The organism is Paenibacillus sp. S-38, assembly GCF_049942825.1.
GTDB lineage: Bacteria > Bacillota > Bacilli > Paenibacillales > NBRC-103111 > Paenibacillus_G.
In genome coordinates, this window is sequence record NZ_CP187970.1 from 4,344,931 (window position 1) to 4,369,875 (window position 24,945).

Consider the following 24,945-nt stretch of genomic DNA (forward strand, 5'->3'; position numbering starts at 1 on the left):
GTTCCGGCGCGTAACTCCGTCACGGGATCTGCCGGGATCCGCCAAAACAAAAAGAAAGAGGGGCATCCCACTCCGATTTCCATGGGGTGTCCCTCTCCTCATTTTCCTTCCGCCGATCTCATCAGATATTCCTTCATGATCCGGCGTTCTTCCGCAGTCATCGCTTCCATCTGCTGTCCCATCTCCTGCAGCAGTTCGGGAATCGGCCGATCCGACTCAGCGATCTCCACCCCTTTTTTATCCCACAGCTCCTTCAGCCGGGTATCCAGTGGTGTCGGGTAAATCCCCTTGTTCTGTGGGGCCAGGCTGGTCTTCAAGGCGTTCATGTCCTGACCCCCCAGATAGGCTTCGCCGCCCGGCTGATCGGCCGGCTGCAGCAGATTGGTCGTCAGCTTCAGGTATTCCCACGCTTCCGCTTTATGTCTACTCAGCTTGGGTATGGCCATCATTGCCCCTTCCTTGTACCCGTACAGGTTCAGAGGAAGCCTGGCAGCCCGCCAGCGGCCGGTGAGGTCAGGCGCCCAGCTCTTCAGTTGACCGGTGATCCAGGTTCCCGCGTACAGCATAGCGAGCTGGCCGCTGCGAATGGCCTGCTGGCCGGAAGAATCCCATATCATGCTCCGGAGTGCCAGACCATGGCTGCGTACCTCCCGGGATACATAGAACGCATCCAGGAACGCCTGGCTTCCCCGGTTAAACCTCAGCTCCCCATCCAAATAGCTCGCTGAGAGTGCCGCGGTTTCAAAGGGATCCGTATAATGCTGGAACAGGTAGATGTTTTTTTCTTTGAGCTTCATGGCCATATCGACCCAGTTCTGCGGATTGCTGATGTACACGGCAAGGGCTTCCGGCTCTGACGGAAAGCCGTTCTCCTCAAGGATGTCGGCACGGTAAAACGTTACCGCGTTCGGCAGCTCTGTGGGAAGCGCCATCAGCTTATCCCCGGCCAGGTTGGAGTAGACCGGCAGCATATTCTTCGGGATCCGGTCTTCGTATCCCTTCGACGAGTAGAGGCTGTTCCGAAGGTTGTCCAGGATATCGATGCCGTTCAGCCTTCCCGCATGCGAGCTGTCCAGCATGACAACGTCGGGCGTTTCTCCTGTGATAGCGGACTGGATCAGGTCATCCACGATCCCCTCATAGGAATGCATGACGGATTTCACCTTAAAGTCCGGATGAAGGGAAGCAAAGTGCTTGTCGCCATCCGCCGTATCATAGTAAGACCAGACAACCAGCTCCTCCGCGGTGGAAGTGCTCTCCTGCCCTGCAGAGACAGAGACCTGTGGCACGGGAGGCGGAACCCTCGTCATCCCCGTAACATGCTGGCCGCAGGCGGTGGTTACCGTCAGGAGCAGCATCGCGGCGGTCCGTTGATAGAGCTTGTTCATGTTCCACTATCCTTCCCATGACTACCGGGATTCCGGTGCCATTCCACTCCGCTTCCCCGCTGCTTGGCCCGGTACATGGACCCGTCCGCCATCTTTAACAGTTCTTCCGGGCGGTCGGCATCTGAAGGAAAGCAGGCGATTCCGATGCTTGTTCTGGGCTGCAGCATCCATTCTTGATACGCTAATGGCGTCTTGAACCCCTCCAGAATCTGCTCCGCGGTCCGCTGGATCTCCGCCCGTGCGGCAGCAGGCAGAATCAGAACAAATTCATCTCCGCCAAGACGGCAGACCGTCCCTGATCCGGCCGCTTCCTTCAAGAGAGCGGCGGCGTGCTGCAGCAGCGCATCTCCAGCTTCATGGCCGTAGGTGTCATTAATGAGCTTGAATTGATTGAGATCCATGAACAGAAGAGCACCGGAAGCACCCGGGAGCTCCATCACTTCTCTCAGATAGGAATGAAAATAAAGACGATTCGGAAGCTTCGTCAGCGCATCGGTGAAGGCCAGCTGCTGGAACTGCAATTCGGATTGTTTGATCTGCCGGGCCTGTTCCCTCAGCACGGTATTCAAGTGGGTCGCTTCGGCGAACATCGCTTTAAGCTTCAAGGCCATCTGCCTGAAATTCTCATGCAACTGATCAAACTCCAGGATCCGGCTGTCCTGGGCGAAGATTTCAAACTGAGCGGTGATTTTATCGGGAAGACCCGTGGTTTCCTGAGTCAGCTTGACCAGGAAGTGTACGATAAACCGGCTGATCCCGTACACCGTCAGCAGAGCGAGCACGATGAAGGCCAGAATCAGGACAAAATCCAGAGTATAGATGCCCTGTACATCCGCAATCAGCTGGGAGACGGGAACCTTCACTTGGATCTGAAGAGTCGTCCCTTCTTCCACGGTGACCACATAGATGTAGAATGCTTCCCGCCAGACCGACGGTTCAATGAAATGGCGTCCCGCCGGAAGCCACAAGTACATCCACTCATCGTACCGATAGAGCCTGCCTTCGGTGCGCCAGTCCGGTTCCCCGGAGGAATCCCCCATACTTTCCGCCAGCACTTCGCCGTTCTTATCCGATACCGTCACGCGGGCCGACGGGAACGCACTCTTTTCAACCATGGCCTTTAATCTGCCCAGCTGGATGATATCTTGGAGCTCGAGCGCCCTGTACTCTTGGCCGCCCCACAAGTGCAGCTGGTCCTTGACCGCACTGGCCGTCGATTCGGCGATCTGGTGCGCCCTCAGATTGATCATCTGATTCTGCGAGATGCCTGTGATGATCATGAAGCAGATGAACGGGAACACCACCCCGCTGATCGCCAGGTGAACCAGAATTTTCTGCAGTCCGATGGGCTTGTAGCGCTTCTTCAGGACTGGCCAAGGCAGCAGCGGCAGATACGTGAGCAGAATCTCGGCGGCCAGGGCATTCCCTGCCCCGTTCACGCTGCACTTGGTGATGTAAAGTAAGACATCCCCTGGGTAGGCTGCGGCCGACATTCCAAACGATCCGATCAGCATGCAGACTCCTGCGCCAAGCCAGAACAGCAGATCATACAGAAAGACAGCGCCTGCCTCCTTCCGCAGACCGGTCAGCAGTGCCAGAACCAGAGCTTCCAGCATCACGATCCCCGAGTCGAATAGGGGCATCTCCAGAAGGAAATAATTACTCAGGGCCACGGCGCTGGAGATAAAGACGGCTGCCGGAGCACCGGCCGTGAACAGGGCCAGGATGACGAATAGCGAAGAAAAATGATATTGAAGTCCATAGAGCATGGGAATGGAAAACCAATCCGCGAACAAACTCACAAAGAGCAGCCCAAGCGTCAGCGCCAGTCTGCGGTTCTGGATGTAGGATATCGGCAGCATAGGATAAAGGCTCCTAACATGAATATCAAAGTACCGGCCGGTCTCAGCCGCTGCCCGGTTCACTTTGCATCCAGTGGTTTTAGAATCATTATCGGTACTCCGCAGAAGTTTGTGAATGCTCGAACTCTTTTCCTAATGCTGGGACGCAAGGGGGTGTCCCAAAAGTCATTTTGCGATTTTTTAGTGCCCTGCTGCATTCTGATGTTCCTCATGAAAAAAGAACCTCATTCTCCACTTTACAATGGAATTTGAGGTCCTTTCGTTTGTGAATCGGCGCGTCTCCATGTCATGCGAACCGCTTGGAGACAACTCCGGCGGTTCGCGGCGCGGCGGCCGATAACGAGGCATCATTGCATTCTGGCGTACATCCCGCCGCGCTGCATCAGCTGGGCATGAGTGCCTTCTTCCGCGATTCCGTGTTCGGTCATCACAAGAATCCGGTCGGCCCTCCGGATGGTGGACAGCCGGTGTGCAATGACGAGGGTGGTGCGGTGCTCGGCCAGTCTCTCCAGGCTCATCTGCACCGCCCGCTCGCTCTCGTTATCCAAGGCTGAGGTGGCCTCATCGAGGATCAGGATGGCAGGATCCTTCAGGAACAGCCGGGCAATCGAGATGCGCTGCTTCTGGCCGCCCGAGAGCCGGACTCCCCGCTGACCGACATGCGTATCGTAGCCTTCCGGCAGGCCGCCGATGAACTCATGTATATCTGCCAGCCGCGCCGCTTCCCTCATCTCGGCTTCGGTGGCATCCGGTCTGCCGTAGAGTATATTCTCCCGTATGGTTCCAGCGAACAAATACACATCCTGCTGCATGATCCCGATTCGGCTGCGCAGCGACTGCAGCCTTACGTCACGGATATCCGTGCCGTCAATATAAACCCCGCCCTCGGTTACCTCGTAGAACCGGGGGATGAGATGGCACAGGGTCGTTTTGCCGGCACCGGATGGGCCGACCAGCGCGACCGTCTCCCCGGGCTGTACGGTCAGGTTCAAGCCGCGAAACACGGCGGAGCGGCTCCCCTCATAGCGGAAGCCGGCATTCCGGAACTCCACTCTCCCCTGTACCCGGTGGAGCGAGACGGCGCCCGGGCTATCCTGAATGTCCGGCTCGATGTCGAGCAGCTCCTGGAACCGTTCGAAACCCGCCGCGCCATTCTGAAGGTTCTGCGTAAAGTTCACGAGGCGCTTGAGGGGATCGGTCACCGTGCCGATGTACAGCAGGAACGTAATCAACTCGGTCACGAGCAGCCGTTCCCTGCTGATCAGCAAGGCGCCCACCGCAACGACGGCGATCGTCAACAGGGTCATGCTTGAGGATAAGCCGTTGAAGAACAAGGCTTCCGCCCGGTACCCCTTGGCCCGGCTCTCCAGAAACAACCGGCTGCCGGCCTCGAACTTGGCCGCTTCCATCCTCTCATTCGTGAAGGACTGCACGACACGGATTCCTCCAAGGCTGTCTTCGAGCTGGGCGTTGATATCCCCAATCCGCCGGTTGGCCTCTTTCAAGGCTTCTTTGACCTTCAAGCTGTACCGGTAAGCGAATAAGAAGATGAACGGCAGGAACAGAAGCAGGGTCAGGGCCAGCGCGGCGTTGAGGTTCCATAGGATCAGAACGGACCCCACTATACGCACCAGTGAGATCACCGCGTCTTCCGGCCCGTGATGCGCCAGCTCCGATATGTTGAACAAGTCGTTCGTAGCCCGTGACATCAGCTGGCCCGTAGGCGTATGGTCATGGTACCGGAAGGAAAGACGCTGAACATGCTGGAACAGGTCCCTGCGCATGTCCGCCTCCATCCGGGCTCCCATCATGTGACCGGCATAGTCCGTATAGTAGCCGCTCCCGTATTCGATGGCCATAAGGAGCAGGAAAGCTCCGATCAGTTGGAGGAGAGGCCCGACGGCGATGCCTTCATCGCTTAGCGCGCTGGTCGTCATCCGGTGGATGAGCATGGGATAAGCGAGCACGCAGAGCGACGCCAGCGCGGCAAATCCCAGATCGGCCAGCAGAACCTTTTTATAAGGCTTGTAGTAGGCCAGAAAATGCAGGATGGTTTTCAAACGGATGATCCCTCCGTATGGATAGTGTGCTGCTCCAATTGGCAAGATAGTCTGGGCAAACGCAATCGGCTGCTTTCTTCTTCTCATACGCTGTCATGTGAATCCCTCCCGCATCATTTTTATCAGAGTAGCATTCCAGTCCGTCGGAAGCCAAAGGAAAACTTAAGTTTAATGATTTTTTAGGGAGCCGCGACTGATACATAGGTTGTAGTGGAAACACAAAAAAGCCGCCCTGCGGCGGCAATCCATTCTAAGTATTACGCAACGACGTCAATCATACCGCGGCTTGTGCGAACAGGCTGGGATGGAGTCTGAGCCGCTGCCGTCTCTGCTGCCGTTTCTTCGCCAAGTGACGCGATCCGGGCGGAAGCGGCCTTGGAACCCTGCTTCGACTGCGGCTGCTGCCCTTGGCCCCTCTCCTGGAACATGCCGGACTGGAACCCTTGAGCGTTCGCGCTCTGTGTTACTTCCAGCTTGTCGACCTGGATGCCCTGGCTCTGCAGCGACTGACGGAGCTGGGCCAACTGGCTCTCCAGCAGATCCTTGCCAAGCGTGCTGTCCGCTGCGAACTGGGCGGTGAGCTGCCCATTGTGCATCATCAGCTTCACTTCCACGTGGCCCAGGTGCTGCGGATACAAGGAAAGCTTGGCTTCGGTAATCCCGCCTTCTCCGCTGTTCAGGAGGAAAGAAGTTGACACGAACTGCGTCATGTCTTCCGTGAAAGTCTCTGCAGGCACGTGGAGCACCGGGGTCTTGCTTACCGGTTGACCGGACTGGATCTGCTTCGCAAGCTCCTGTACCGTCAGCGCCGGTTGGGCAGGAGCCTCAGCCGGTGCCGTATCGGCGTTCAGCGGGACAAAGAGCGGCTCCTCGGCAGCCTCCGTATCGGACGCAGCCGCTCCGGGAGCCGCACTCTGTACCGCAGACACTGAAGACAGCGTCTCCAGCTTCTGGAGCGGGCTGGAGGCAATCCCACCGGTCTGCGCTGCAGGCGCCGGCACGCCTGCCGCCTGCCCGTTCAGCTTCTCCAGCATGGGCCGGATGTCCGCTCCCGGCCTGCCGCCACCGGCCTTGGCTGCGGCTGCGGCAACGGCCAGCTGCTCAAGAGCGGATCTCAGCTTCCCATCCGCGCCGCCATGCTTCAGGGCTTCCTGCAGCCCTTCCAGCAGCCGGGCTGCCTCGGCTGCATCCACCGCCTGAAGCGCGGCGGCGTTCGTTCCGGTCGTCGGTGCGGCGGTTTCACTTGCTTCGGCTTCGGCCAGCGGAACGAAAAGGGCCTCGTCCGCTCCTTCGGACAAGGCGTCCGTCGTTTCGGCAGAACCGGCCGCGTCCGTCAGAAGAGCCGCCAGCTGCCCCAGCAGGGCCTGCACCTCCGGATCCGCCAGAAGGGCGTTCACTTCATCCGGACTGCCTTCTTCCACGAAGTCTTCTAGAGCGTCTGCCGTCTCTTCGGCTGTGGGCTGCTTCGAAGAGACGACTGCTTTGGAAGAGGTGCGGGCGAGGGCCTCAGGGGGATGGTCCGCTTTTCGGGTGAATCCCTCTTTGGCGCTTTTTACGGTTTCGCCAAGCTTTTGTTTGAATGCGGCAGAGAAGCCCTCCCTTCCGGCCGAGTTATGTCTCGCAGGCCTGTCTGACAGGGGCGAGCCTCCCTTCAGTATGTCTCTCATCGATGTGGCGGAAGCTCTGACTTCCATGGGATTTTATTCACCTTCCTGATAGGTAATAAGCCGATGCCGAACGCCGGCGTTCCAACCAGCGCCGGTTTACTTTCCTTTACGAAATAGTAATTTACAATTTACCATCCTCACGAATCGGCTTCAATCCCATATGTTTTCCTGCATTGTCATTGTAAACGGCTTCTTCTCTCCGCTTCACAACTCCTCCGCTGTCTCCCCGCTCAGGGCATCGACCAGGAGCGGGCAGTCCACCATGTGCATGAACCTGTACCCTTTCTTCTGTGCATCCCACACATAGCGAGGCTTGCAGATGACCGCGCCTGCAATCTTCTCGAACGCCTCCGCTTTGCCGATAACCCCCTCCGGAGGGTGCGGCGGCAGAACAGCGGGCTCCATCTCATCAATGACAGCAAAGCTCTGCCCGTCGATGAATACCTTGGTTCGGCCCATCCCCACCTCATACCCGGCATGGCTGCGCTCGATCACCGCGACGACCATTCCGCTGCTGCGCAGCAAATGGGAGATCATCCACTGCCCGGAGCCGCCCGGCCACCGCTTCCTGGCCCAGACACGGATCGTCTCACAGAGGCGATCGCGATCTGCGGGACCGATCGGCAGAAGCTCCGGGTGCTCGTCCTCCCAGTCGATAAGGCCGTCACGCCGCTCTCTCTCTGACACGAACCGGGAGATCCACCCTCCAGCCTTGGCTGGACCGCTGCTTATCTGTTCATCCGTGCTGTGTCCTTCCTCCTCTTCGCTCCAGAGGAGAGGCTCGTTCAAGGGAGTCTGTCCAAACAGTTTCGAATGCCATTCATAGGCGATGGTCTCCCCCGTCTCACCGTCCAGGAATGTTTCACCTACCCCATAGAACCAGCACAATTCTTTGTCATTGCGCAGCTCCTTCGGCAGGTAGAACAGGCTGAACGCTTGATAAGCGGTCTGGCGGAGTGCAGCGGGCCCCGGCTCTTGCTGCGGCTTGTTCAGGATCGGGACCACGATGCCTGTATGGCTGCCATAGGTCGAATAAGAAAGGAGCCGTCCCTCGCGGCTGATCCGTATGTCCATGCTCATTCCCGGAAAGAAGGGGACTCCTTCATGCACCAGTCGAAACCCAAATCGCATAACGTTCTCTTCCAGTTGGAAGGTGAGCTGCTCCAGCCGCCTGTCTTCCTCCGTCAGCCCTGTGAACCGGGCAATCCAGTCCCATGCGATGCTTCTCGCTTCATCACCTGTGGCTTCTCTTCCACTGTCTGCGCTTCCCTTCCCCTGTTTCAAGTCTGGAAGATGGCAGGAACGGAGCCGGCGCGTCCGGGCGTCCAGCATCACCGTGACCGTTCCGGGAGGATTGAGTCCTTCATTGTCAAAGTCTGCAGCCCCTTCCGGATACCAGACCAGCTCGATGCGGTATTCCGTTTCTTGAACGGCCGAGATTTCCTGCCGTACGAGAGACTCCTTACGGACATAACCCTGCAGTCCCAGCCGGTCTTCCCATTCCCTCCAGAGCGGGTCCATTTCGATCTTCTCCAACGCCACTGCGTCTCACCCTCACTTTAAATGTAAATGAATACCATATACTATCAAACGTTCGGAAGGGCAGAAAGTTACAGACATGAACAAAGCAACTATTCACAGGGAGTTTAAACTTACACGAAAAAAAGAGCAACACGGCCCTTTGTCGGCGAATAAGGAAGGGCAAGCCTCCCATAGGGGAAATTCTCATAACAAAACGGCCCGGCGGTCCATTCAGGACAGCCGGGCCATTTGTACTTCGCAGTAAGAAAGCATTCCATCGGTTCTTGCGATGGGGGTTCCGGCCGCTGCGGTTTCATGTCCCGCAGTACGTTCGGTACGGCCGCGTGGAATCCGGAGGGAGCGTGCAGAAGCCTTCCTGTTCCGGCGTGTACTCATATGGCTTCGACAGTGCTTCGAGCAGTCGCTCCATGACGCTGTAGTCCCCGTCGTGCTCCGCCGCCTCCAGGGCTTCTTCCACCCGGTGGTTGCGGGGGATCACCGCGGGATTGCTGCTGCGCATGAGCTCCCGGCGTGCCGCTTCATCCTCCGGCTGCCTGCCGAGCCTTGCCTGCCACCGGTCCTCCCACTGGGCAAAATCAGCCGTGCCGAATACGGCTTCATCGCCGTTCTGCCCGAGAGTCAACGAACGGAAGGTATTCGTATAATCCGCCCGGTGCTCGTGCATCAGACGGAGCAGATCCCCGATCAGGGCTTCATCCTCCTTCTCTTCGCCGAAGAGGCCGAGCTTGGCTCTCATGCCCGCCAGCCAATGACGCTCGTACAATCCGTTGAAGGTGGAGAGCACCTCCTCAGCCTGCTTCACGGCCTGCTCCTCATCTTCATGCAGAAGCGGCAGCAGCGTTTCGGCAAACCGGGCAAGGTTCCAGCCCGCAATCCGGGGCTGGTTGCGGTAGGCATAGCGGCCTTGAGAATCAATGGAGCTGAACACCGTCGCGGGGTCATACGTATCCATGAAGGCGCATGGGCCATAATCGATGGTCTCTCCGCTGATCGTCATGTTGTCGGTATTCATCACGCCGTGAATAAATCCGGCAAGCATCCACCGGGAAATCAGCTTGGCCTGCCGCTGAACCACTTCCAGTAGCAGCGCAAGATAGCGGTTGTCCTTCTGGGAGATGTCGGGATAATGACGCTGCAGCGTGTAATCCGCCAAGGCTCGCAGGTCTTCCACATTCCCGCGGGCTGCAGCATACTGGAACGTGCCGACCCGGATGTGGCTGGCAGCGATGCGCGTCAGCACCGCACCCGGCAGATCTCGCTCCCGGGTGACTGGCTGCCCTGTTGCCGCCACGGCCAGACTGCGGGTGGTGGGGATGCCCAGCGCATGCATGGCTTCGCTGATGATGTACTCGCGCAGCATAGGCCCAAGCGCAGCGCGGCCGTCACCGCCGCGGGAGTACGGCGTTCTGCCGGAGCCCTTCAGCTGGATGTCCACCCGCTTGCCTTCGGGTGTGATCTGTTCGCCCAGCAGGAGCGCACGGCCGTCACCCAGCATGGTGAAGTGCCCGAATTGATGCCCGCAGTAGGCTTGTGCCAGGGGCTGCGCCCCTTCGGGAACCCGGCTGCCGGCAAACACCTCGGCCCCGGCATCTGACTGCAGCGCCTCAGGGTTCAAGCCGAGGGATTCGGCCAGCGGGCGGTTCAGAATGACCAGCTTCGGGGAGCGTGCCGGTGATGGCCCCTGCTCGGAGAAGAAGGCTTCCGGCAGACGGGCGTAGCTGTTATCGAAATTCCATCCGAAAGGTAGGATTGCTTGATTATCAGTCATCGGTTCTCCTTTTTTATCCTGATTGGGGACAGATATGAGTATCGTATTTCACTTTCATTACCGCACAAGGCAATCCTTGGTAGTCTTTGTTTCTTCCCTTTAGTTATACCCATCGCAAACAGACGGTGAAGCGCTCCCTCTTACTAACCATACAACAACACTCGGAATAGTGCCAGTGTGCGAACGAAGCACTGCACTGCGGAACCGGCAGCCGAAGTGAAACCTTCCATTTCACCGTTCGTAATGGTATTTTAATCCAGTTATAGCTTTGGAAAGGAAGTGCCTTCTTGTCAACAAACCGTATCCGTACCTTATTCCTCGCTGCCGGTGTTTTTGCTGCAGCTAAGTTCAAGTGGATTCTCGCCCTGCTCAAATGGAGCAAATTCGGCGGCACGCTGCTCTCCATGGCGCTCAGCCTGGGAGGCTATGCCGTAGTATACGGATGGAAATTCGGTGCCGCCCTCGTTTACCTGATCTTTATTCATGAGATGGGACACGTCCTCGCAGCGAAGCGCAAAGGAATATCCACTTCTCCGGCGATCTTCATCCCCTTCGTCGGGGCATTCATCGGGATGAAGGACCAGCCCCGCAATGCTTCTACGGAAGCCAATCTGGCTTACGGAGGCCCGCTGGCCGGGCTGCTTTCCTTCCTGCCTGCCGTGCCGCTGTATCTGCTCACCGGAGAGCCGTTCTGGGGCCTGGTGATCTTCATGGGAGCAGCCCTGAATTTGTTCAACCTGCTTCCCGTATCCCCGCTGGACGGCGGACGGATCGTCGCCGTACTGTCAACGCGGATCTGGCTGCTCGGCCTTCTCCTACTGAGCGTCCTGGTCACTCTGGCCCCCGGCCCGCTCCCGATTCTCCTGTTGGTCATCGGTTGTCTCACCTGGTGGTCACGAGTTAGAGAGGGCTACCGCAGGTCGGTACTGCTCTACGAGCGAGAGGTGCTGGCTGGGTATCAAGCCGATCTCCATCAAGCCAAGATCTCACTTACCGATCCTGCCGGCCTGCAGGGTGCGGGTACGGCTGCGGCTGTGGAAACATCCGCTTCCCGTGTAACCGAAGCTTCGCCGTCCCGGCGCCGGTGGTTCATCCCTTTCCTTCACGACAAGGAAAAGCTGATGCGCGACCGGAAACGGATCGAGGATCAATATGCGGAGAAGGCGCGGGGGCTTTGGCAGGTGCTCCAATCCGCTCCCTCCGTCCCCGGTTCCGGCGGCTTGCATGGTGATGCGGGCCAGCCGGTCGCGTCGCCGGAGCCTCTACTAGACCGTTCGATCGAGGAAGCCGAGCAGCGGATGAACAAGGTGGAGGGGGAACTGCAGCGTATCCGCACTTATTATAATTCCACCGCCTCCGTCAAGTGGAAGGTGCTCGCCGCTTATCTTGCTCTGACGCTGGTATTGATGCTTTTCTCGTTCTATGGCTTCTACCTGATGGAGCTCCATCAGATCAAACTGAAGTAAAGGGAGGGGGAAGGCTCAGGGCGGGAAAAGATGGATTCTCCCCTGCTCCCGTACCCAAACAGCCATACGGCCAAGCACTGGCTTCACTCAGGAAAAACCGTATAACGCACAATGAGCCTTCCGGTAATCCGGGAGGCTCATGGCTTCTCAGCTAGTGTGTCACATGCGCGTCAGGCGCTTTATCGGCTACAAGATTCAAGCGGATGTTGTGTTCAAGGAGGGCCTTCAGCCCGCAGAGAACCATCGTGTAACCGCCCATGGAGTCCAACGCTTGATTCACAACGGCATCCCCATCCCCGGTAAAGCCGGAATGGGTGATCGTCACCATGGTTTCGTTCTCCGTGCGGGGAGTAAATACCCACTCGACTTCGGTACGGTCCGACGATTCGATCACCAGGCGACGGTTCTCTTCCATCGCAGTGACCAGGAACTCATCTCCCACACCGTACATCTCCCAATCCCAGCGGACGCGCTTGCCTGCTTCCAATCGGCCGCTGCTCTTCGTGAACCAGAATTGCGTCGTGATTTCCGGATTCACAAAGGCTTCGTACACCTCGGCAGCGGGCTTTCGGATTACCATTTCTGCTTTTACAACAGGGGGTTGTTCGATTGTGATTCTCATCCAGAGACTCCTTTCTTCATTGGATGCTGCTCCCCGGTTATATCATTGAACACCTTCGAAAGCAGGATCCGGCCCATAGCTGCTGCGGCTCGTATCAGGCAAGCGCTTCCTCCATCCACTCCGTATGATGCGGACCGCAGTCCTGCGGTCCGCCGCCGCCCTGATACGGTCGCTTCATTACCCGGCCTTCTCCGGAATCATGGGCCCCAGGTAAAAGGCTACACCGTCCGGTTCATTGGCGGCACGGACCGTCATTCCATGATGGGCGGCAATCTGCCGGACGATTGTCAGCCCAAGGCCGAACTGCCCGTCTTCTCCGGTCTGGAAGGGCTCGAACATCCGCGTGAGCAATGCATCATCCAGCCGGGGCCCGTCGTTGGCGATCCGGAATGTCGGAACCCCCGGTGCGCTGCCGGCCAGGCTGTCGTTCCCCTTGCCTTCCGGCGGGTATTCTACAGACAGGCGTACGACCGTCGCCGCGTACCGCAGCTGATTATCCAGCAGATTTTCCAGCGCCACGGCCCACTGCTCCGGATCTCCGCGCATCGCCGCCGTCTCGGGGACCGATACCTCGAAGCGGATGTCCGGCCGCTTGTACCGAAGACGCTGTACCGAGTCTGCGATGAGCGGCCCGATCCCGAAGGACTGCGGTTCCTTTTCCCGTGACGACATATAGTTCAGCTTATTCAGCATGAGCAGATCCAGCACCTTGCGTTCGAGCCGCTCAGACTCATGACGGATGACATCCAAGCTGCCCTGCAGCGAGCCTCTCGGGAAGATGCCGTCCTGGATGGACTGCACGTAGCTGGAGATCACCATCACCGGGGTTTTGAGCTCATGGGAGATGTTCTGCAGGAAAAACTGCTGCGCCTGATCCTGCCGCACCAGCCGCTGCCGCATCGACTCGATGGCCCGGGCCAGCCGCCCGATCTCATCGCGCCGGGCAGTCACCAGGGGCTCATGCCAGTCCCGCTCTGCAAGTCGGCCGACATGACGCTCCATCTGGACCAGCGGCCTGGTCAAGTACCGGGCCAGCACCAGGCAGGGCAGCCAGCTGAATAGGATCAAGCCGACCATCAGCAGCATCAGCCTGCCGAACATCGCTTGAACCAGGTCGTTGCGGTAACTGCCGGTAGTGTAGGAGACGTAATAGCTCGTCGACCCTTCGGCCTGCTCTTTGCGGATGACATAGAACAGGGTTTGGTCATTGAGGTTCCGCGTATATTTCTCCAGCGGGCGCTCCTGGGCTTGGGCGTCCTTCTCGATCGCCTTAACGAAGGGGGCGGCTATGGGCATCCGGGCAGGGAATTCCGCGCTATCCCCCCTGATCATAAAGTGCTGAATCCGGGGCATGCCGGGCTCCAGTTCTTCCTTCAGCTCCCTCTGCACACGTAAGATGGCCTGCCCGGGTTCGATCACGACATCCTGAACTCCGTACTCGTCGGGCAGAATCCGGACCCTAATCTCGCGGGATGATTCCAGGGATGGGGCCGGATGTGCCTCGGCTGCAGGAGAGCCGTTCTGCGATGAGGAGGGCGTCATACCGCCGGCTTGAGGCACCGTTTCGGATGCCTGCTGGGCGGCTTGTGGTGCCGTAGACTGCTCCTCTTCTCCTCCAGCTGCGGGAACCGGCCCCTGCATCATTTGTACGTTCGTCTGGGAGTCGACCAGAATATCGTAGAGCTGGTCCGTGAAGAAGCCCTTAAGCATCCAGGGCAGCAGCAGGGCCAGCAGACCGAAGATGAACAGCGTCAGGGCAGCGAACACACCCCACAGCTTGAGGGAAAGCGGCCAATGCTTCACGCTCATCCCCCCACCACCCGGTATCCGTACCCGTAGACCGTCTCAAGCCTCAGCTCCCCCAGTCTGCGGCGAAGCCGGCGCACGAGATCGTCGACCACACGGTCCGATCCGAAATAATCGCTCCCCCAGACTGCGTTCAGCACCTGCTCGCGTTCCTACACTTGACCCGCATGTCTGGCAAAATAAAGAAGCAGCTCAAACTCCTTAACGGTCAGTTCAATGACAGCACCCTGGTCATCCTCTACCCTCCTTGCCGCTTCATCGATCGTGTAAGGCCGCAGGTACAGCTTACTCCTCCGCCCTCCGCCTTCGGCCAGCGCTTCCGCAGGAATCCGATACACCCGCTCCAGCAGCCGGCGTGTCCTCACCACCAGCTCACGCGGCAGAAAGGGCTTCGCGATATAGTCGTCGCTGCCCATCTCGAGCCCCACGATCCGGTCGATGTCCGCATCCCTGGCGGAGATGAAGATCACCGGCTGCAGCGGCCGGTCCGCCTTCACTTCGCGAAGAAGCTGATACCCGTCCACACCTCCCGGCAGCATGATATCGAGCACCCACAGGTCCGGCCGCTCCGCAATCGCCTCCCGGGCGGCGAGGCCGTCTGCGAACGCACGCACGTACCAGCCCTCCTGCATCAGGTAGGCCTCCAGGATCCCTCTCAAGTGCTCCTCATCTTCCACCAGATAAATCCGGTACATCGCTGTTTCCTCCCCTTACGTTTCCCATACTCCCCTTGTCCCCAGGTACAAATGAGCAAACAGGAGGGCCTGAATGGCCTGCTCCTGTCGGCTACTTTCTTATTCCGCTTCCGTCTGCGTGTCCGCTTCCAGTACTTTTATCTTCTCCGCCAGGTTCTTGAGCTCCTCGGTTTGCTTGCGGTAGTCCTCCAGCAGCTGGGGCAGCAGCGCGCGCACCGCCTCGGCGTCGTCCGCCTCCACCGCTTCACCCAGCTTGATGAGGCGCTCCGCTTCCTGAGAAGGCTTTGTGCTGATTGTACCATTTGCCGTCTCCGTGTGGAACTTGAAGATCTTCACGTTCTTCGTCGTGCCGTCCGCAGGCGCAGGCTCAACAGGCGTATTGCCGTCCGGATGGATGCGCAGGACTTTGGGGGATTCGATCCCCGGTGTCGGTTCGGGAAGCTCCCCGTTCCACTCTGCAGCGCCCTCAGGAGCCTTCTCTGTCACCTTGATGACGCGGTTCGCCCCTGGTTCCAGGCCCGGCAGGCTGGCTTCGAGCGCCTTCCGCTCTTCCAAAGCGGCGGTCCAGGCATCCGCCGATTCCGGCGCATACTTGCCGACAAGCAGCTTCCAGTAGCTGCGCTGGTGGATAGGCAGGTTCATCGCTTCCGTACCATGCGCCTGGAAGCGGATAACCAGCGGCTTCCCTTCTGGTTTGGCCGCTCCCGCTATACTTGCCGCCACATCATCCGAAGCCGAAGCTTCCTCCGCCGATACGCTGCTGAGGCCCCCCGCCGTTCCCGCCAGTATCATCGCCGCCGCACTCACTTTCATCAGCCCACGTTTCCATTCCATTCGCCAAAACACTCCTTTACGGTTGTGGATTGGGACTTCGTAACCTTAGCCCCTTGGTGAATAGAATAGCGGGCGATTGCGGACAGCCTTTGGCACAATTGTGGGAAATTGTGGGTCGATATTCTACCCTCAGCCCGCTTTGGATAAAATTTCCGGTTCAGGTTACCATATATTTGCAGGGTCTTCACGTTGGTTGTTGCCGCCTCTTCTTCATAGAAAGGCAGACATGGGGATACATCCTATTCCTAATCAGATGCGGAGGAGTTCAGTGATGAAAGCAAAAGATTTTATGATCCGCGACGTGTATAAAGTGGAGGACAAAGCGAGCGTCCGTTCTGTCATTAAGCTATTCTTGGAGAACCGGATCAGCGGGGTTCCGGTGGTGAATGACAAGAACAAGATCGTCGGTTATATCAGTGACGGGGATATCATGGAGTATATCGGGAAGCATGAAGACCGTGTGGTGGGGTCATTGTTCTTTTCCCTGTATATCCGGGGGGATGAATTCGGGTTCGATGAACGGATTGCGAAGATCCTTGATCTGCCGGTGATGGATTTGGCCACGAAGAAAGTGATCAGCGTTGAGGCGGAGGAGGAGATGGAGACGATCGCTACGATACTCGCCAAGCGGCATATTAAAAAGCTGCCCGTAGAGCAGAACGGGGAACTCGTCGGCATCATCAGCCGCGGAGATGTCATTCGCCATTCCTTTCAGGCGCTTCTGTAAGAAGCACCCGTCAATGGCCATAGGAAGCCTTTTGCCTGTGGCCTCCGTTCTTGAAGAAGGTGATCTCTGTTCTCCTAGCCAGCCCAACCAGAGAAGCACCTTCTTTTTGCCGTGCAGGGCCGTGGGATGGGTTATACGATAAACCGGTAGCCTGCCCCCCACACCGTTCCGATGTACTGGGGCTTCGAAGGGGTATCTTCGATCTTCTCCCGGATTCTCGCAATATGGACCGTGACGGTGGAAGCATCGCCCATCGCATCCATCCCCCACAGACGCTCGAAGAGCTCCTCTTTGCCGAATACCCGGTTGGCATGCTGGAACAGGAAAAGAAGTAGATCGAACTCCTTCTGGGCCATCGCCACCTCATTGCCGTTGACGAACACCCGCCGGGAGTCCTTATGGATCTCCAGGCCGCGGACGCGAAGCCGGGCTCCGGCCTCCTCCTCCTGCTCTCTTCCGAAGCGCTCCTTCATCCGCTGGAATTTGTTCAGATGGGCATTCACCCGGGCGACCAGCTCACCGGAGCTGAACGGCTTCGTGATATAATCGTCGGCTCCGAGGCCGAGACCGTTGATTTTGTAGATTTCCTCCGACCGGGCGGAGACAAGCAGTACGGGGAGCTCGTCCTTCTCGCGGATCGTCCTCAGCACCTCGAACCCGTCCATCCCCGGCAGCATAATATCCAGAATCACCAGCGAGAATTCCTCTTCGGCCAGGGCTTTCAGTCCCTCCGCTCCGCTCTCCACGATCTTCACCGCATAGCCGCTGAGCTCCAGGTAATCCCTTTGCAGATTCGCAATGCTTTGGTCGTCCTCAATAATCAGTATCTTTTTCATTCAAGTCGTCTCTCCCATTCCACTCTTCTTCAGCGAGATCATGATCCGGGTGCCTTCCCCGGGAGCGCTGCGGGCCCAGACCGTCCCCCCATGCCCCTCCACGATCTGCTTGGCGATCGCGAGCCCGAGCCCGCTTCCGTCGGCACTCTTGCGGGATGCGTCGACCCGGTAGAACCGGTCGAAGATATGGGGAAGGTCCCCTTCCGGGATGCCCGGTCCGTTGTCGCGGATCTCGATGATCGCCGATGTCCGGGTCTCCCTTAGGATCAGGTCTACCCTTCCGTCCGTTTTATTCACATATTTGGCCGCGTTGTCGAGAATGTTCTGAACCACCCGCTTCAATCTTTCGCGGTCAATGTACACTGCAGCCGGCGCACTCAGCTCGCTCATCAATTCAAGCGTGATCCCGGCAAGCTCGAACTCATGGCGGTACTCTGCGGCACAGTCCTCGAAGTAGCGGTAGAGATCCGTCCGTTCAAAATGGTACGGCAGCTGCTGCAGATCAAGCTTCGAGTACAGCAGGAGGTCGTCGATCATCGTATTCACCAGGACCGCCTTGGAGCGGGCGGTCTCCAGGTACTCCGCCCTCTTCTCCGGAGTCCTCGCCACCCCGTCGATGATCCCTTCGATATATCCTTTGATCGAGGTGACCGGCGTCTTCAGATCGTGTGAGATGCTCGATACCAGGAAGTTCCGGTTCTCATCATATTTCCGCTGCAGGTACACCGATTCCTTCAACTTAATCCGCATGAGCTCGAGTGTCCGGCAGAGCTCCCGCACCTCGTCCTCCCCCTCCTCGGCGATGCCGAAGTCCAGGTCCCCGTCGCTGATGTGGACGGCGGCGTTCCTCAGTCTGGTGACCGGGAGAATAATGCCCCGCGAGAAACGGTAGGATACCCAGGCGTTCATCAGGAGGAAGGTCAGCACGAAAAAGCCGACAACAAAGCTGCCGAGCAGAAGGGGAAAGCCGGTATTCAGTTCCAGAGGCGCCAGCAGCAGCAGCACGCCGTCTTCCCCGGAGGGGAGCTCGTAAGAAGCGCGGGCGAACATATACGTCTTGCCGCCCAGCTCCAGGGTATCCTGATGATCGGAGCCTGCTGTCAGCAGCAGACTTTTCTCGATATCCAGCTTGCTGAAGGTATGGGTAGTATACAGCACCTCCCTGTTCTTCAGAAGGACCGCGTGGGCGCCGAGAGCCCGCACCCGTTCAGCCAGCTCCTGCTGATAGGTCTGCTCCAGCAGCTGTCCGAACTCCAGAGACTGCGCTTCGCGCTGGATCTCGCTGAGTCCAGTCCTCACCTCGAAAGCTCTCTGCCATTCATGGATCTTGGCTTCGCGGCCGAACAGCCCCGTATAGGCAGCCACAAAGATAACAGCCGCGAGCGCCGTGAGCGCGATCGAGAGCAGGACGGCCAGCGTATTCATCAGGAAGAATCGTTTGGTTAACTGCATGCGTATTCCTTCACATCCTAAATATCCTTGTTGTCGAACAGGTAGAATCCTGCGGTGAACAACATTATACCACAGCCGGTCATGATGAAGAGCTGGCGGAGAATCTTGAAGCCGTTCACCTTCTCCGAGATCCAGAGCGTATACCAGTCGAACATGGAAGTGATGAAGAAGCTCGAATAGCCCGAGAACAGGATGCCCAGGAAGTGCAGTGCGGCGAAGGCGATGACGGACAGAAAGAATACGGCCAGTCCCCCGCGCAGCAAATTGGACAGCACGACCACCAGCAGCGAGAACACAAATACAGGAAAGAACGTCGCCAAATAAGAGAGCACAACCCGGGTGATGCCGATTAGAGAGAAGGACGACATGTTAAACAGGAACCCGGCCAACAGGGACAGCACCATGACGAACAGAAGGTTCGCCGCTATGAACAGCGCCACGTTCAGGACCTTCGCACTGAACACTCCGAACCGGGACACCGGACGGGTAAGCGTAATTTTCATCGTATTGGACGAGAATTCGCCGCTGAACATGTCGATGGCCACGAAGGTGGCGAACAGCGGGAGGATCGTGTATGTAAACAGTGTCAGGACCACGAACGGAAATTCGGTGCTTCCCGCCACCCGAAGACCCAGTCCGTGCTTGATGGAAGTCACGGCAATTTGTCCGACCACAACGGCGAGAATGGACAGGATTGCGGCCGCGATGATTTTTTTCTTCTTGAGCAGCTTGAAGGCTTCATTGAGGAATGCGGCTTTAAATCCGGCCACTGCGGTCCACCTCACTTACAAAATAGTTCTCCAGCGATGCGTAATTCGAAAGGATGCTGCTGGTATAGTCCACATTGACGAGCTTCCCGCCGTAGACTACGCCGATCCGGGTACAGGTGAGCTCCACGTCATGGATCAGGTGGCTGGAGATGAAAAAGGTGGTGCCCTCTTCGGCAGACAACCGCTTGATCAGCCTGCGCATATCCAGCATCCCTTCGACATCCAGCCCATTCAGAGGCTCGTCCAGGATGAGCAGCTTCGGCCTCGACAGAATCGCCGCCGCGATGCCGAGGCGCTGCTTCATTCCGAGGGAGAACTTTCGGGATTTCTCGTTCTTGTACTTCAGCATGCCGGTAATCTCCAGGCATTCGTCGATTCTCCGCTGGTCGACGTCCGGATAGAACCGGGCGAACAGCTTCAGATTGTCGTTCGCCGACATATAGGGGTACGATTCGGCGGTCTCGATCATGCAGCCCACCGGCTTCATGGCTTGGACGTAGTCCTCGAAGACGCTCGCACCGAAAATCCGCACATCGCCGCGGTCCGGTTTGACCAGCCCCGCCATCATCTTCATGGCGGTCGTTTTCCCTGCGCCGTTCGGGCCGAGGAAGCCGAAGATGTCACCCTGGTCGATCTCGAGATTCAGATCGCTGATGCCCCGTCCGTTGCTGTATACCTTGGTTAATCCGGTGATTTCAATGGCTTTGGCCATGTTCATAATCCTCTCCTTAACAGGTCGGGAAGCCGCGGATCGCGGCCTCCCTTCCCTTCTTGCCTCTCTTAGTCCTCGAATACGCGGTAGAATTGCCCGTCGAAGTAAGGGCGTGAAGCATTGGACCGGATGGAATTCTCGTCGATGATCTCGATATCCAGCTCAAGATACAGAGTGCCGGTGCTGCCCGTATGCAGCTGTCCCTGCTCCTGCTCACCCTTGGCATTCGTGTAAGTGAAGGTCGAGAACGGCTTCGACTGGTTCGGGTCATATTCGAACGTGAAGTTATACTTCTCGCCGAATTCAGCCTCGAATCCAGGCTTCACGGTCTCGGTATACCGGCCGGTCACCTTATCCTTGTCTACACTCAGAATCTCCAACGTTCTCTCGCCGGCCTTGACGAACTTCCCGTCTTTCTCGACGATCACGTTATTTTTGTACGTACCGACGTACTTCGAGCTGAAGCCGTAGCCGTTATCCGTGACCTTCTCTACGTTCGCTCCGGTCAGGTCCGGCAGCGTGATCTTGGTTGTTCCAACTTCCGAGAGCTTGAACACAAGGCTCATAGTCAGATCGTGCTGTGCCCCGTTCTTGTCTTTGCCGGTGAGGGTCACGTCGCCCGTCAGGCTTTGGAGCAGTCCGGTCTTGCTCTCCTCCGCGGTGCCTACAATCTTCTTGACGTAGATGTCGCTCTCGATCTCAGGAAGCTTCGAGCCCACGTCCGAACGGCTCTCTTCGAGGATCAACCGTTTGATCCCGAAAGACGAGACCGCATTGACGACCGCCGGCACCTGTGCCTCCGACAGGCTGCCGGAGTAGACCTTGCCGCCGTCCGCTTTCTCCTCCGCCTGCACGTAATCCTTGAGGTTGCCGACCACGGCGTCCACGATCTTCTCGATCTCCGGCGCGCCTTTTTCATTGAAGGGGTTCTTAAACGCACTGCGATCCTTCTGCTCCTGCTCAAACTCCGTGACCATATAATTAGTGTCTCTTGAGCCTTTATAAATCGAACGCTTAGGATCGTGATAAGAGTAGTTCGTTGTCATTTCACCGCCGGCCTGCTGTGTGACATTCGTGCTTTCTTCCGCTTGTTTTCCAATATCCACCTTATTCGTGGAGGAAGTCTGCATCAGCGGCTGGCCGTTATCCTTCAGCGTCATCATTGCCTCGACTGTATAGCTGCCGAGCCCCTGCTCCATCTGGGATGCGGTCAGCTTGACGGAATCCTTGAGCCGGTCGTACCCTGAGCCGAGCAGCGCATCGGCGAAGGCCGTGGAGACGAACACGCTCGCTCCAAGGGTGAATGAGAGAACGGTGAGTGATTTTTTGCTAAGTTTCATGGGCGGAACTCCTTCATGACATAATGGGGAAACGTTTCCTTACCACTCATTATATAGGAGGGCTATTGCCTTTTTCTAAATAACTTATTAACAAAAGATTAACTCTGGGCCGGGTCGGCAATTGTTCAGCAGATGGTGCATTGAGATAGCCGGTTTGGCCGACCTTTATAGACGATGCGAGTTTATTAAGATGTGCGGCAGCTCTAACGGGACCGGTGGGAGGCGGCGGGCCGGCTGCTCTTCTACCTGATCTGGCGGAATCCCTGCCACAGCGCTGTCCATAAGGGGACTGCGTCGTGGGGAGTACGCTTGCTGGACGGGTGGTTTCAGATGCAGCCGCTTCCGGGGGAGCTGAACGTTTCATAAGGACCCCTTGTCAACCTGAATAAAGGACGTATCGGAGAGATCCGGTTCTAGGACCGTGCTGAACCGCTATGTGCCTCAGACGGCCGCGATCCGCGATCGCAGTTCGAGCAGGAAGAGGTGCGGTTCAATCTTCGACTCCGGTGACCGATCGTTTGGACAGGGCCGTCCATGCGTTCTTTTTAAAATAACACCTGAAGAGAGATAAATTCTACTATAGCAAAAAAAGAAGCTGCCGGGATGGTCCCGCAGCTTCTTCCTTTTGGATCGTACTGTATGATGCCTCCCGCTGTCACCCGTACAACGGCCCGAAATTCGCGCAGGCGCGAAAATCGGCGCCTGTCGTATCCTCCGTGCCGAAGGCTCCCCAGGCGCTGGGCCGCAGCAGGCGCTCGGACGGAACGTTGTGCATGGCCACCGGAATCCGGAGGATGGAGGCCAGCGTGATGAGATCCGCTCCGATATGCCCGCAGCTGACCGAGGCGTGGTTGGAGCCCCAGTGGTTCATGACCGTGTACACATCGCGGAAGGCGCCGGTGCCCGTCAGGCTCGGGGCGAACCAGGTCGTCGGCCAGGTCGGGTTGCTCCGCTCGTCGAGCTTCCGGTGCACGTCGTCGGGCAGTTCTACCGTCACGCCTTCGGCCAGCTGCAGCACGGGACCGAGGCCGTGGACCAGGTTGATCCGCGCCATGGTCACCGGCATACCGGCCGACGTCGTGTAGTCTGTGGAGAAGCCGCCGCCCCGGAAGAAGTCGACGGCAGGGCACCAGCTCACCGCCTCCAGGCAGGCCTGCACCTCCTCCTCGGTAATCTCCCAGAACGGCTTCATGACCGGGATGCCGTCCTTCCGCATCCGGCCCGTACCGTCCAGCGCCGCCGGGCCCGAATTGATGAGGTGGATGAGGCCGTGTACTGCGCTGCCCTGCAGTTCATAGCCGGTCACGCGCTTCACGGCGTCCGGGCTCCAATAGGTGCGCACATCGGCGAAGATCTGGGCGGCATCCGTCAGCAGATGGCCGAAGAGCATCGTGACGCCGTTCAGCGTGTCATTTTCCGTGGCCAGCATATAAGGCTCGCGGATGCCGTTCCAGTCGAAGGAGCTCGTAAGCACCGCCTCCATGAAATCCCCGTTCGGATAATGATCCGTCCATGCCCGCTGCCCCTGAAAGCCCGCGGCAATCGCATTGCGGCCGAGTGCCTCTTCGCCGTAGCCGAGCCGGTCCAGCGCCGGATTGCCGACCATCAGGTCGCGGGCGATGAGCGCCATCTTCACGACGGTCTCCCAATCGGCGTCCTTCTGACTGCGGCTGCGCTTCAGGGCGGGAGGGTTCACATCCTCACCCTCCCGGCAGTGCGTCCGGGTCCACTCCAGGGCTCTCACGCACTCCTCAGGATCGTAGATCTCGCGCTCGATCCGCCGGATGAATTCGCTCATATCGACGTACTCGTTGCGCATGCCGAGATACCGCCGGAAGAAGGGTTCATCGGCGATGCAGCCGGCGATCCCCATCGATACCGAGCCCATGGAGAGGTACGACTTGCCGCGCATGGTCGCTGCGGCAAGCCCTGCCTTCGCGAAGCGCAGCAGCTTCTCCTGCACATCGCCCGGGATCGACGTGTCGCCCATGTCCTGCACATCGCGGCCGTAGATACCGAAGGCCGGCAGCCCGGCCTGATTATGCGCGGCAAGTACGGCGGAGAGATACACGGCACCGGGGCGCTCCGTCCCGTTGAAGCCCCACACCGCCTTCGGCCGGAACGGGTCCGTATCCATCGTTTCGGTAGGATAACACCATGACGGAGTCACCGTGATGGAGACCCCCGCCCCCTCGCGGGCGAATTTCTCCTCAGCCGCAGCGGCTTCCGCAACGCCCCCGATGCAGGTATCGGCGATAACGCACTCTACAGGAAGCCCGTTCGCGTGGCGGAGACGGGCAGAGAGCAGACCGGCTACGGCACGGGCGAGCTCCATCGTCACCTCCTCCAGCGATTCGCGGATGCCTCCCCGCCGGCCGTCGATGACCGGCCGGATCGCGATCTTCGGCATGCTCCCCTGCAGGCGGTTGGCTGTATGTACTTGGGTCATTGGGCGATCCTCCTCCGATAGGTTTCGGTCAGCCGGCGAAGCTGTTCGAGCTCCAGCCGGTGTGTGGCGGTCAGTTCCCGGGCGTCCGCCGTGCGGGCGGACCATTGATCCAGGACCCCTTCGAGCTTCAGGTAATACTTGGCGCTGACGGGATACAGCTGTTTCTCGACCCATGCGGCCACCGACAAAAAGTCCATCATCCCGCGGGCTTCCTCCGGCTCCTTCTGGAAGCGGCTCAGCAGCCATACGTACAGCTCCGGATGGAAATTCGCCATCACTCCGCTGTAGCCGGCAATGCCGAGCGGAAGCGATTCGAGCAGCGTTGCAGAGTTGGCGTTGTAGATCTGCAGGCCGCTGCCCCATACGGCATCCATCCGAAGCCGAAGCGTCTCGAGGTCGCAGCACGTGTCCTTGAGAAATTGGAAGCGCCCCGAATCCGCGCACCACTTCAGCAGCTCGGGCGAGACGAGCCGCTTGTACGGATAAGGGCATTCGTACAGTCCGAGAGGCAGGTCCTGCGGCAGCCGCTCGACGAGCCGCTTCAGCTGCTCTACCATCACCTCGACGGAATCGCCCGGGCCGGCCAGTCGGTTGGTGATCAGCACCAGCGCATCGATGCCGGTATCGGCCATTACGGTCAGCTCGGCGGCCTGATCTTCCGGCGAATCGGCGATATGGCCTGAGGCCACTACCGGTACGCGGCCGGCCGCCTGTTTGACAACGAACTCGGCAATACCCGTCCGCTCCCCGAGCGACAGCCGGAACATCTCGCTGGATTGACAGACCGCGAACAGACCGTGAACACCCCGGTCGATATACCACTCCACGAGGCGCCCAAGCGCTTCATAATCCACTTTGTCCTCTTTTGTAAACGGTGTCAGCATGGTGGGCCACACGCCCCCCTGAAGCTTCTTCCTCATAGACATCCCTCATTCCAGTAGTTAATCGC

Annotated in this window: 18 protein-coding genes and 1 pseudogene; 2 read left to right on the forward strand and 17 right to left on the reverse strand. The window is 58.4% G+C overall.

Features of this window, described 5'->3' with window-relative positions; translation table 11 throughout:
• Positions 1-98: 98 nt before the first annotated feature.
• From ACP26L_RS19500 to ACP26L_RS19525, 6 genes are all read right to left on the reverse strand, one after another.
• On the reverse strand, positions 99-1,388 hold the full coding sequence (locus tag ACP26L_RS19500; RefSeq protein WP_426445573.1) for an ABC transporter substrate-binding protein: 1,290 nt from the start codon (positions 1,386-1,388) through the stop codon (positions 99-101).
• On the reverse strand, positions 1,385-3,250 hold the full coding sequence (locus tag ACP26L_RS19505) for a diguanylate cyclase domain-containing protein (RefSeq protein WP_426445574.1): 1,866 nt from the start codon (positions 3,248-3,250) through the stop codon (positions 1,385-1,387). Before ACP26L_RS19505 ends, ACP26L_RS19500 begins: the two co-directional genes overlap by 4 nt.
• A 347-nt stretch (positions 3,251-3,597) precedes the next feature.
• Entirely contained in the window at positions 3,598-5,319 is a 1,722-nt protein-coding gene (locus tag ACP26L_RS19510; protein ID WP_426455013.1) for an ABC transporter ATP-binding protein, read from the reverse strand.
• Between the two features lie 248 nt (positions 5,320-5,567).
• On the reverse strand, positions 5,568-7,004 hold the full coding sequence (locus ACP26L_RS19515) for a flagellar hook-length control protein FliK (protein ID WP_426445576.1): 1,437 nt from the start codon (positions 7,002-7,004) through the stop codon (positions 5,568-5,570).
• Between the two features lie 177 nt (positions 7,005-7,181).
• Positions 7,182-8,519: a hypothetical protein gene (locus tag ACP26L_RS19520; RefSeq protein ID WP_426445578.1), complete on the reverse strand. Its 1,338-nt coding sequence runs from the start codon at positions 8,517-8,519 to the stop codon at positions 7,182-7,184.
• A gap of 292 nt (positions 8,520-8,811) precedes the next feature.
• Positions 8,812-10,287 carry a protein adenylyltransferase SelO gene (locus tag ACP26L_RS19525; RefSeq protein WP_426445579.1) on the reverse strand — a complete coding sequence of 492 codons (1,476 nt, stop codon included), beginning with the start codon at positions 10,285-10,287 and terminating at the stop codon, positions 8,812-8,814.
• Positions 10,288-10,574: 287 nt separating this feature from the next.
• Here ACP26L_RS19525 and ACP26L_RS19530 point away from each other — a divergent pair, with 287 nt between their 5' ends.
• Complete coding sequence (locus ACP26L_RS19530; RefSeq protein ID WP_426445581.1) at positions 10,575-11,753, forward strand: site-2 protease family protein; 1,179 nt, start codon at positions 10,575-10,577, stop codon at positions 11,751-11,753.
• A 151-nt stretch (positions 11,754-11,904) separates the two neighbouring features.
• Here the strand turns inward: ACP26L_RS19530 and ACP26L_RS19535 are convergent, their stop codons facing one another.
• The 4 genes and pseudogenes from ACP26L_RS19535 to ACP26L_RS19550 form a co-directional block, all read right to left on the reverse strand.
• On the reverse strand, positions 11,905-12,333 hold the full coding sequence (locus tag ACP26L_RS19535) for an SRPBCC family protein (protein ID WP_426445583.1): 429 nt from the start codon (positions 12,331-12,333) through the stop codon (positions 11,905-11,907).
• A gap of 219 nt (positions 12,334-12,552) precedes the next feature.
• On the reverse strand, positions 12,553-14,184 hold the full coding sequence (locus tag ACP26L_RS19540) for a HAMP domain-containing protein (RefSeq protein WP_426445584.1): 1,632 nt from the start codon (positions 14,182-14,184) through the stop codon (positions 12,553-12,555).
• A pseudogene (locus ACP26L_RS19545) lies at positions 14,181-14,876 on the reverse strand (response regulator transcription factor). The gene ACP26L_RS19540 and the pseudogene ACP26L_RS19545 overlap by 4 nt, the downstream one beginning before the upstream one ends.
• 99 nt (positions 14,877-14,975) lie before the next feature.
• Positions 14,976-15,710, reverse strand: a complete 735-nt coding sequence (locus tag ACP26L_RS19550) for a hypothetical protein (protein WP_426445586.1) — start codon at positions 15,708-15,710, stop codon at positions 14,976-14,978.
• A gap of 268 nt (positions 15,711-15,978) precedes the next feature.
• Here ACP26L_RS19550 and ACP26L_RS19555 point away from each other — a divergent pair, with 268 nt between their 5' ends.
• Complete coding sequence (locus tag ACP26L_RS19555) at positions 15,979-16,437, forward strand: CBS domain-containing protein (protein ID WP_426445588.1); 459 nt, start codon at positions 15,979-15,981, stop codon at positions 16,435-16,437.
• Between the two features lie 131 nt (positions 16,438-16,568).
• Here the strand turns inward: ACP26L_RS19555 and ACP26L_RS19560 are convergent, their stop codons facing one another.
• The 7 genes from ACP26L_RS19560 to ACP26L_RS19590 all read right to left on the reverse strand — a co-directional run bounded on the left by ACP26L_RS19560 (position 16,569) and on the right by ACP26L_RS19590 (position 24,916).
• The gene (locus ACP26L_RS19560) at positions 16,569-17,273 is read right to left on the reverse strand and encodes a response regulator transcription factor (protein ID WP_426445589.1); all 705 of its coding nucleotides are present in this window, start codon (positions 17,271-17,273) and stop codon (positions 16,569-16,571) included.
• Positions 17,274-18,725, reverse strand: a complete 1,452-nt coding sequence (locus tag ACP26L_RS19565) for an ATP-binding protein (protein ID WP_426445590.1) — start codon at positions 18,723-18,725, stop codon at positions 17,274-17,276.
• A 17-nt stretch (positions 18,726-18,742) separates the two neighbouring features.
• Positions 18,743-19,495, reverse strand: coding sequence for an ABC transporter permease (locus ACP26L_RS19570; RefSeq protein ID WP_426445592.1), 753 nt, complete (start codon positions 19,493-19,495; stop codon positions 18,743-18,745).
• Positions 19,482-20,207 carry an ABC transporter ATP-binding protein gene (locus tag ACP26L_RS19575; RefSeq protein WP_426445594.1) on the reverse strand — a complete coding sequence of 242 codons (726 nt, stop codon included), beginning with the start codon at positions 20,205-20,207 and terminating at the stop codon, positions 19,482-19,484. The genes ACP26L_RS19570 and ACP26L_RS19575 overlap by 14 nt, the downstream gene beginning before the upstream one ends.
• A gap of 68 nt (positions 20,208-20,275) precedes the next feature.
• The gene (locus ACP26L_RS19580) at positions 20,276-21,547 is read right to left on the reverse strand and encodes a hypothetical protein (RefSeq protein WP_426445596.1); all 1,272 of its coding nucleotides are present in this window, start codon (positions 21,545-21,547) and stop codon (positions 20,276-20,278) included.
• 655 nt (positions 21,548-22,202) lie between these two features.
• On the reverse strand, positions 22,203-23,996 hold the full coding sequence (locus ACP26L_RS19585) for an L-fucose isomerase (RefSeq protein WP_426445597.1): 1,794 nt from the start codon (positions 23,994-23,996) through the stop codon (positions 22,203-22,205).
• Entirely contained in the window at positions 23,993-24,916 is a 924-nt protein-coding gene (locus ACP26L_RS19590) for a dihydrodipicolinate synthase family protein (protein WP_426445599.1), read from the reverse strand. Before ACP26L_RS19590 ends, ACP26L_RS19585 begins: the two co-directional genes overlap by 4 nt.
• Positions 24,917-24,945 lie beyond the last annotated feature (29 nt).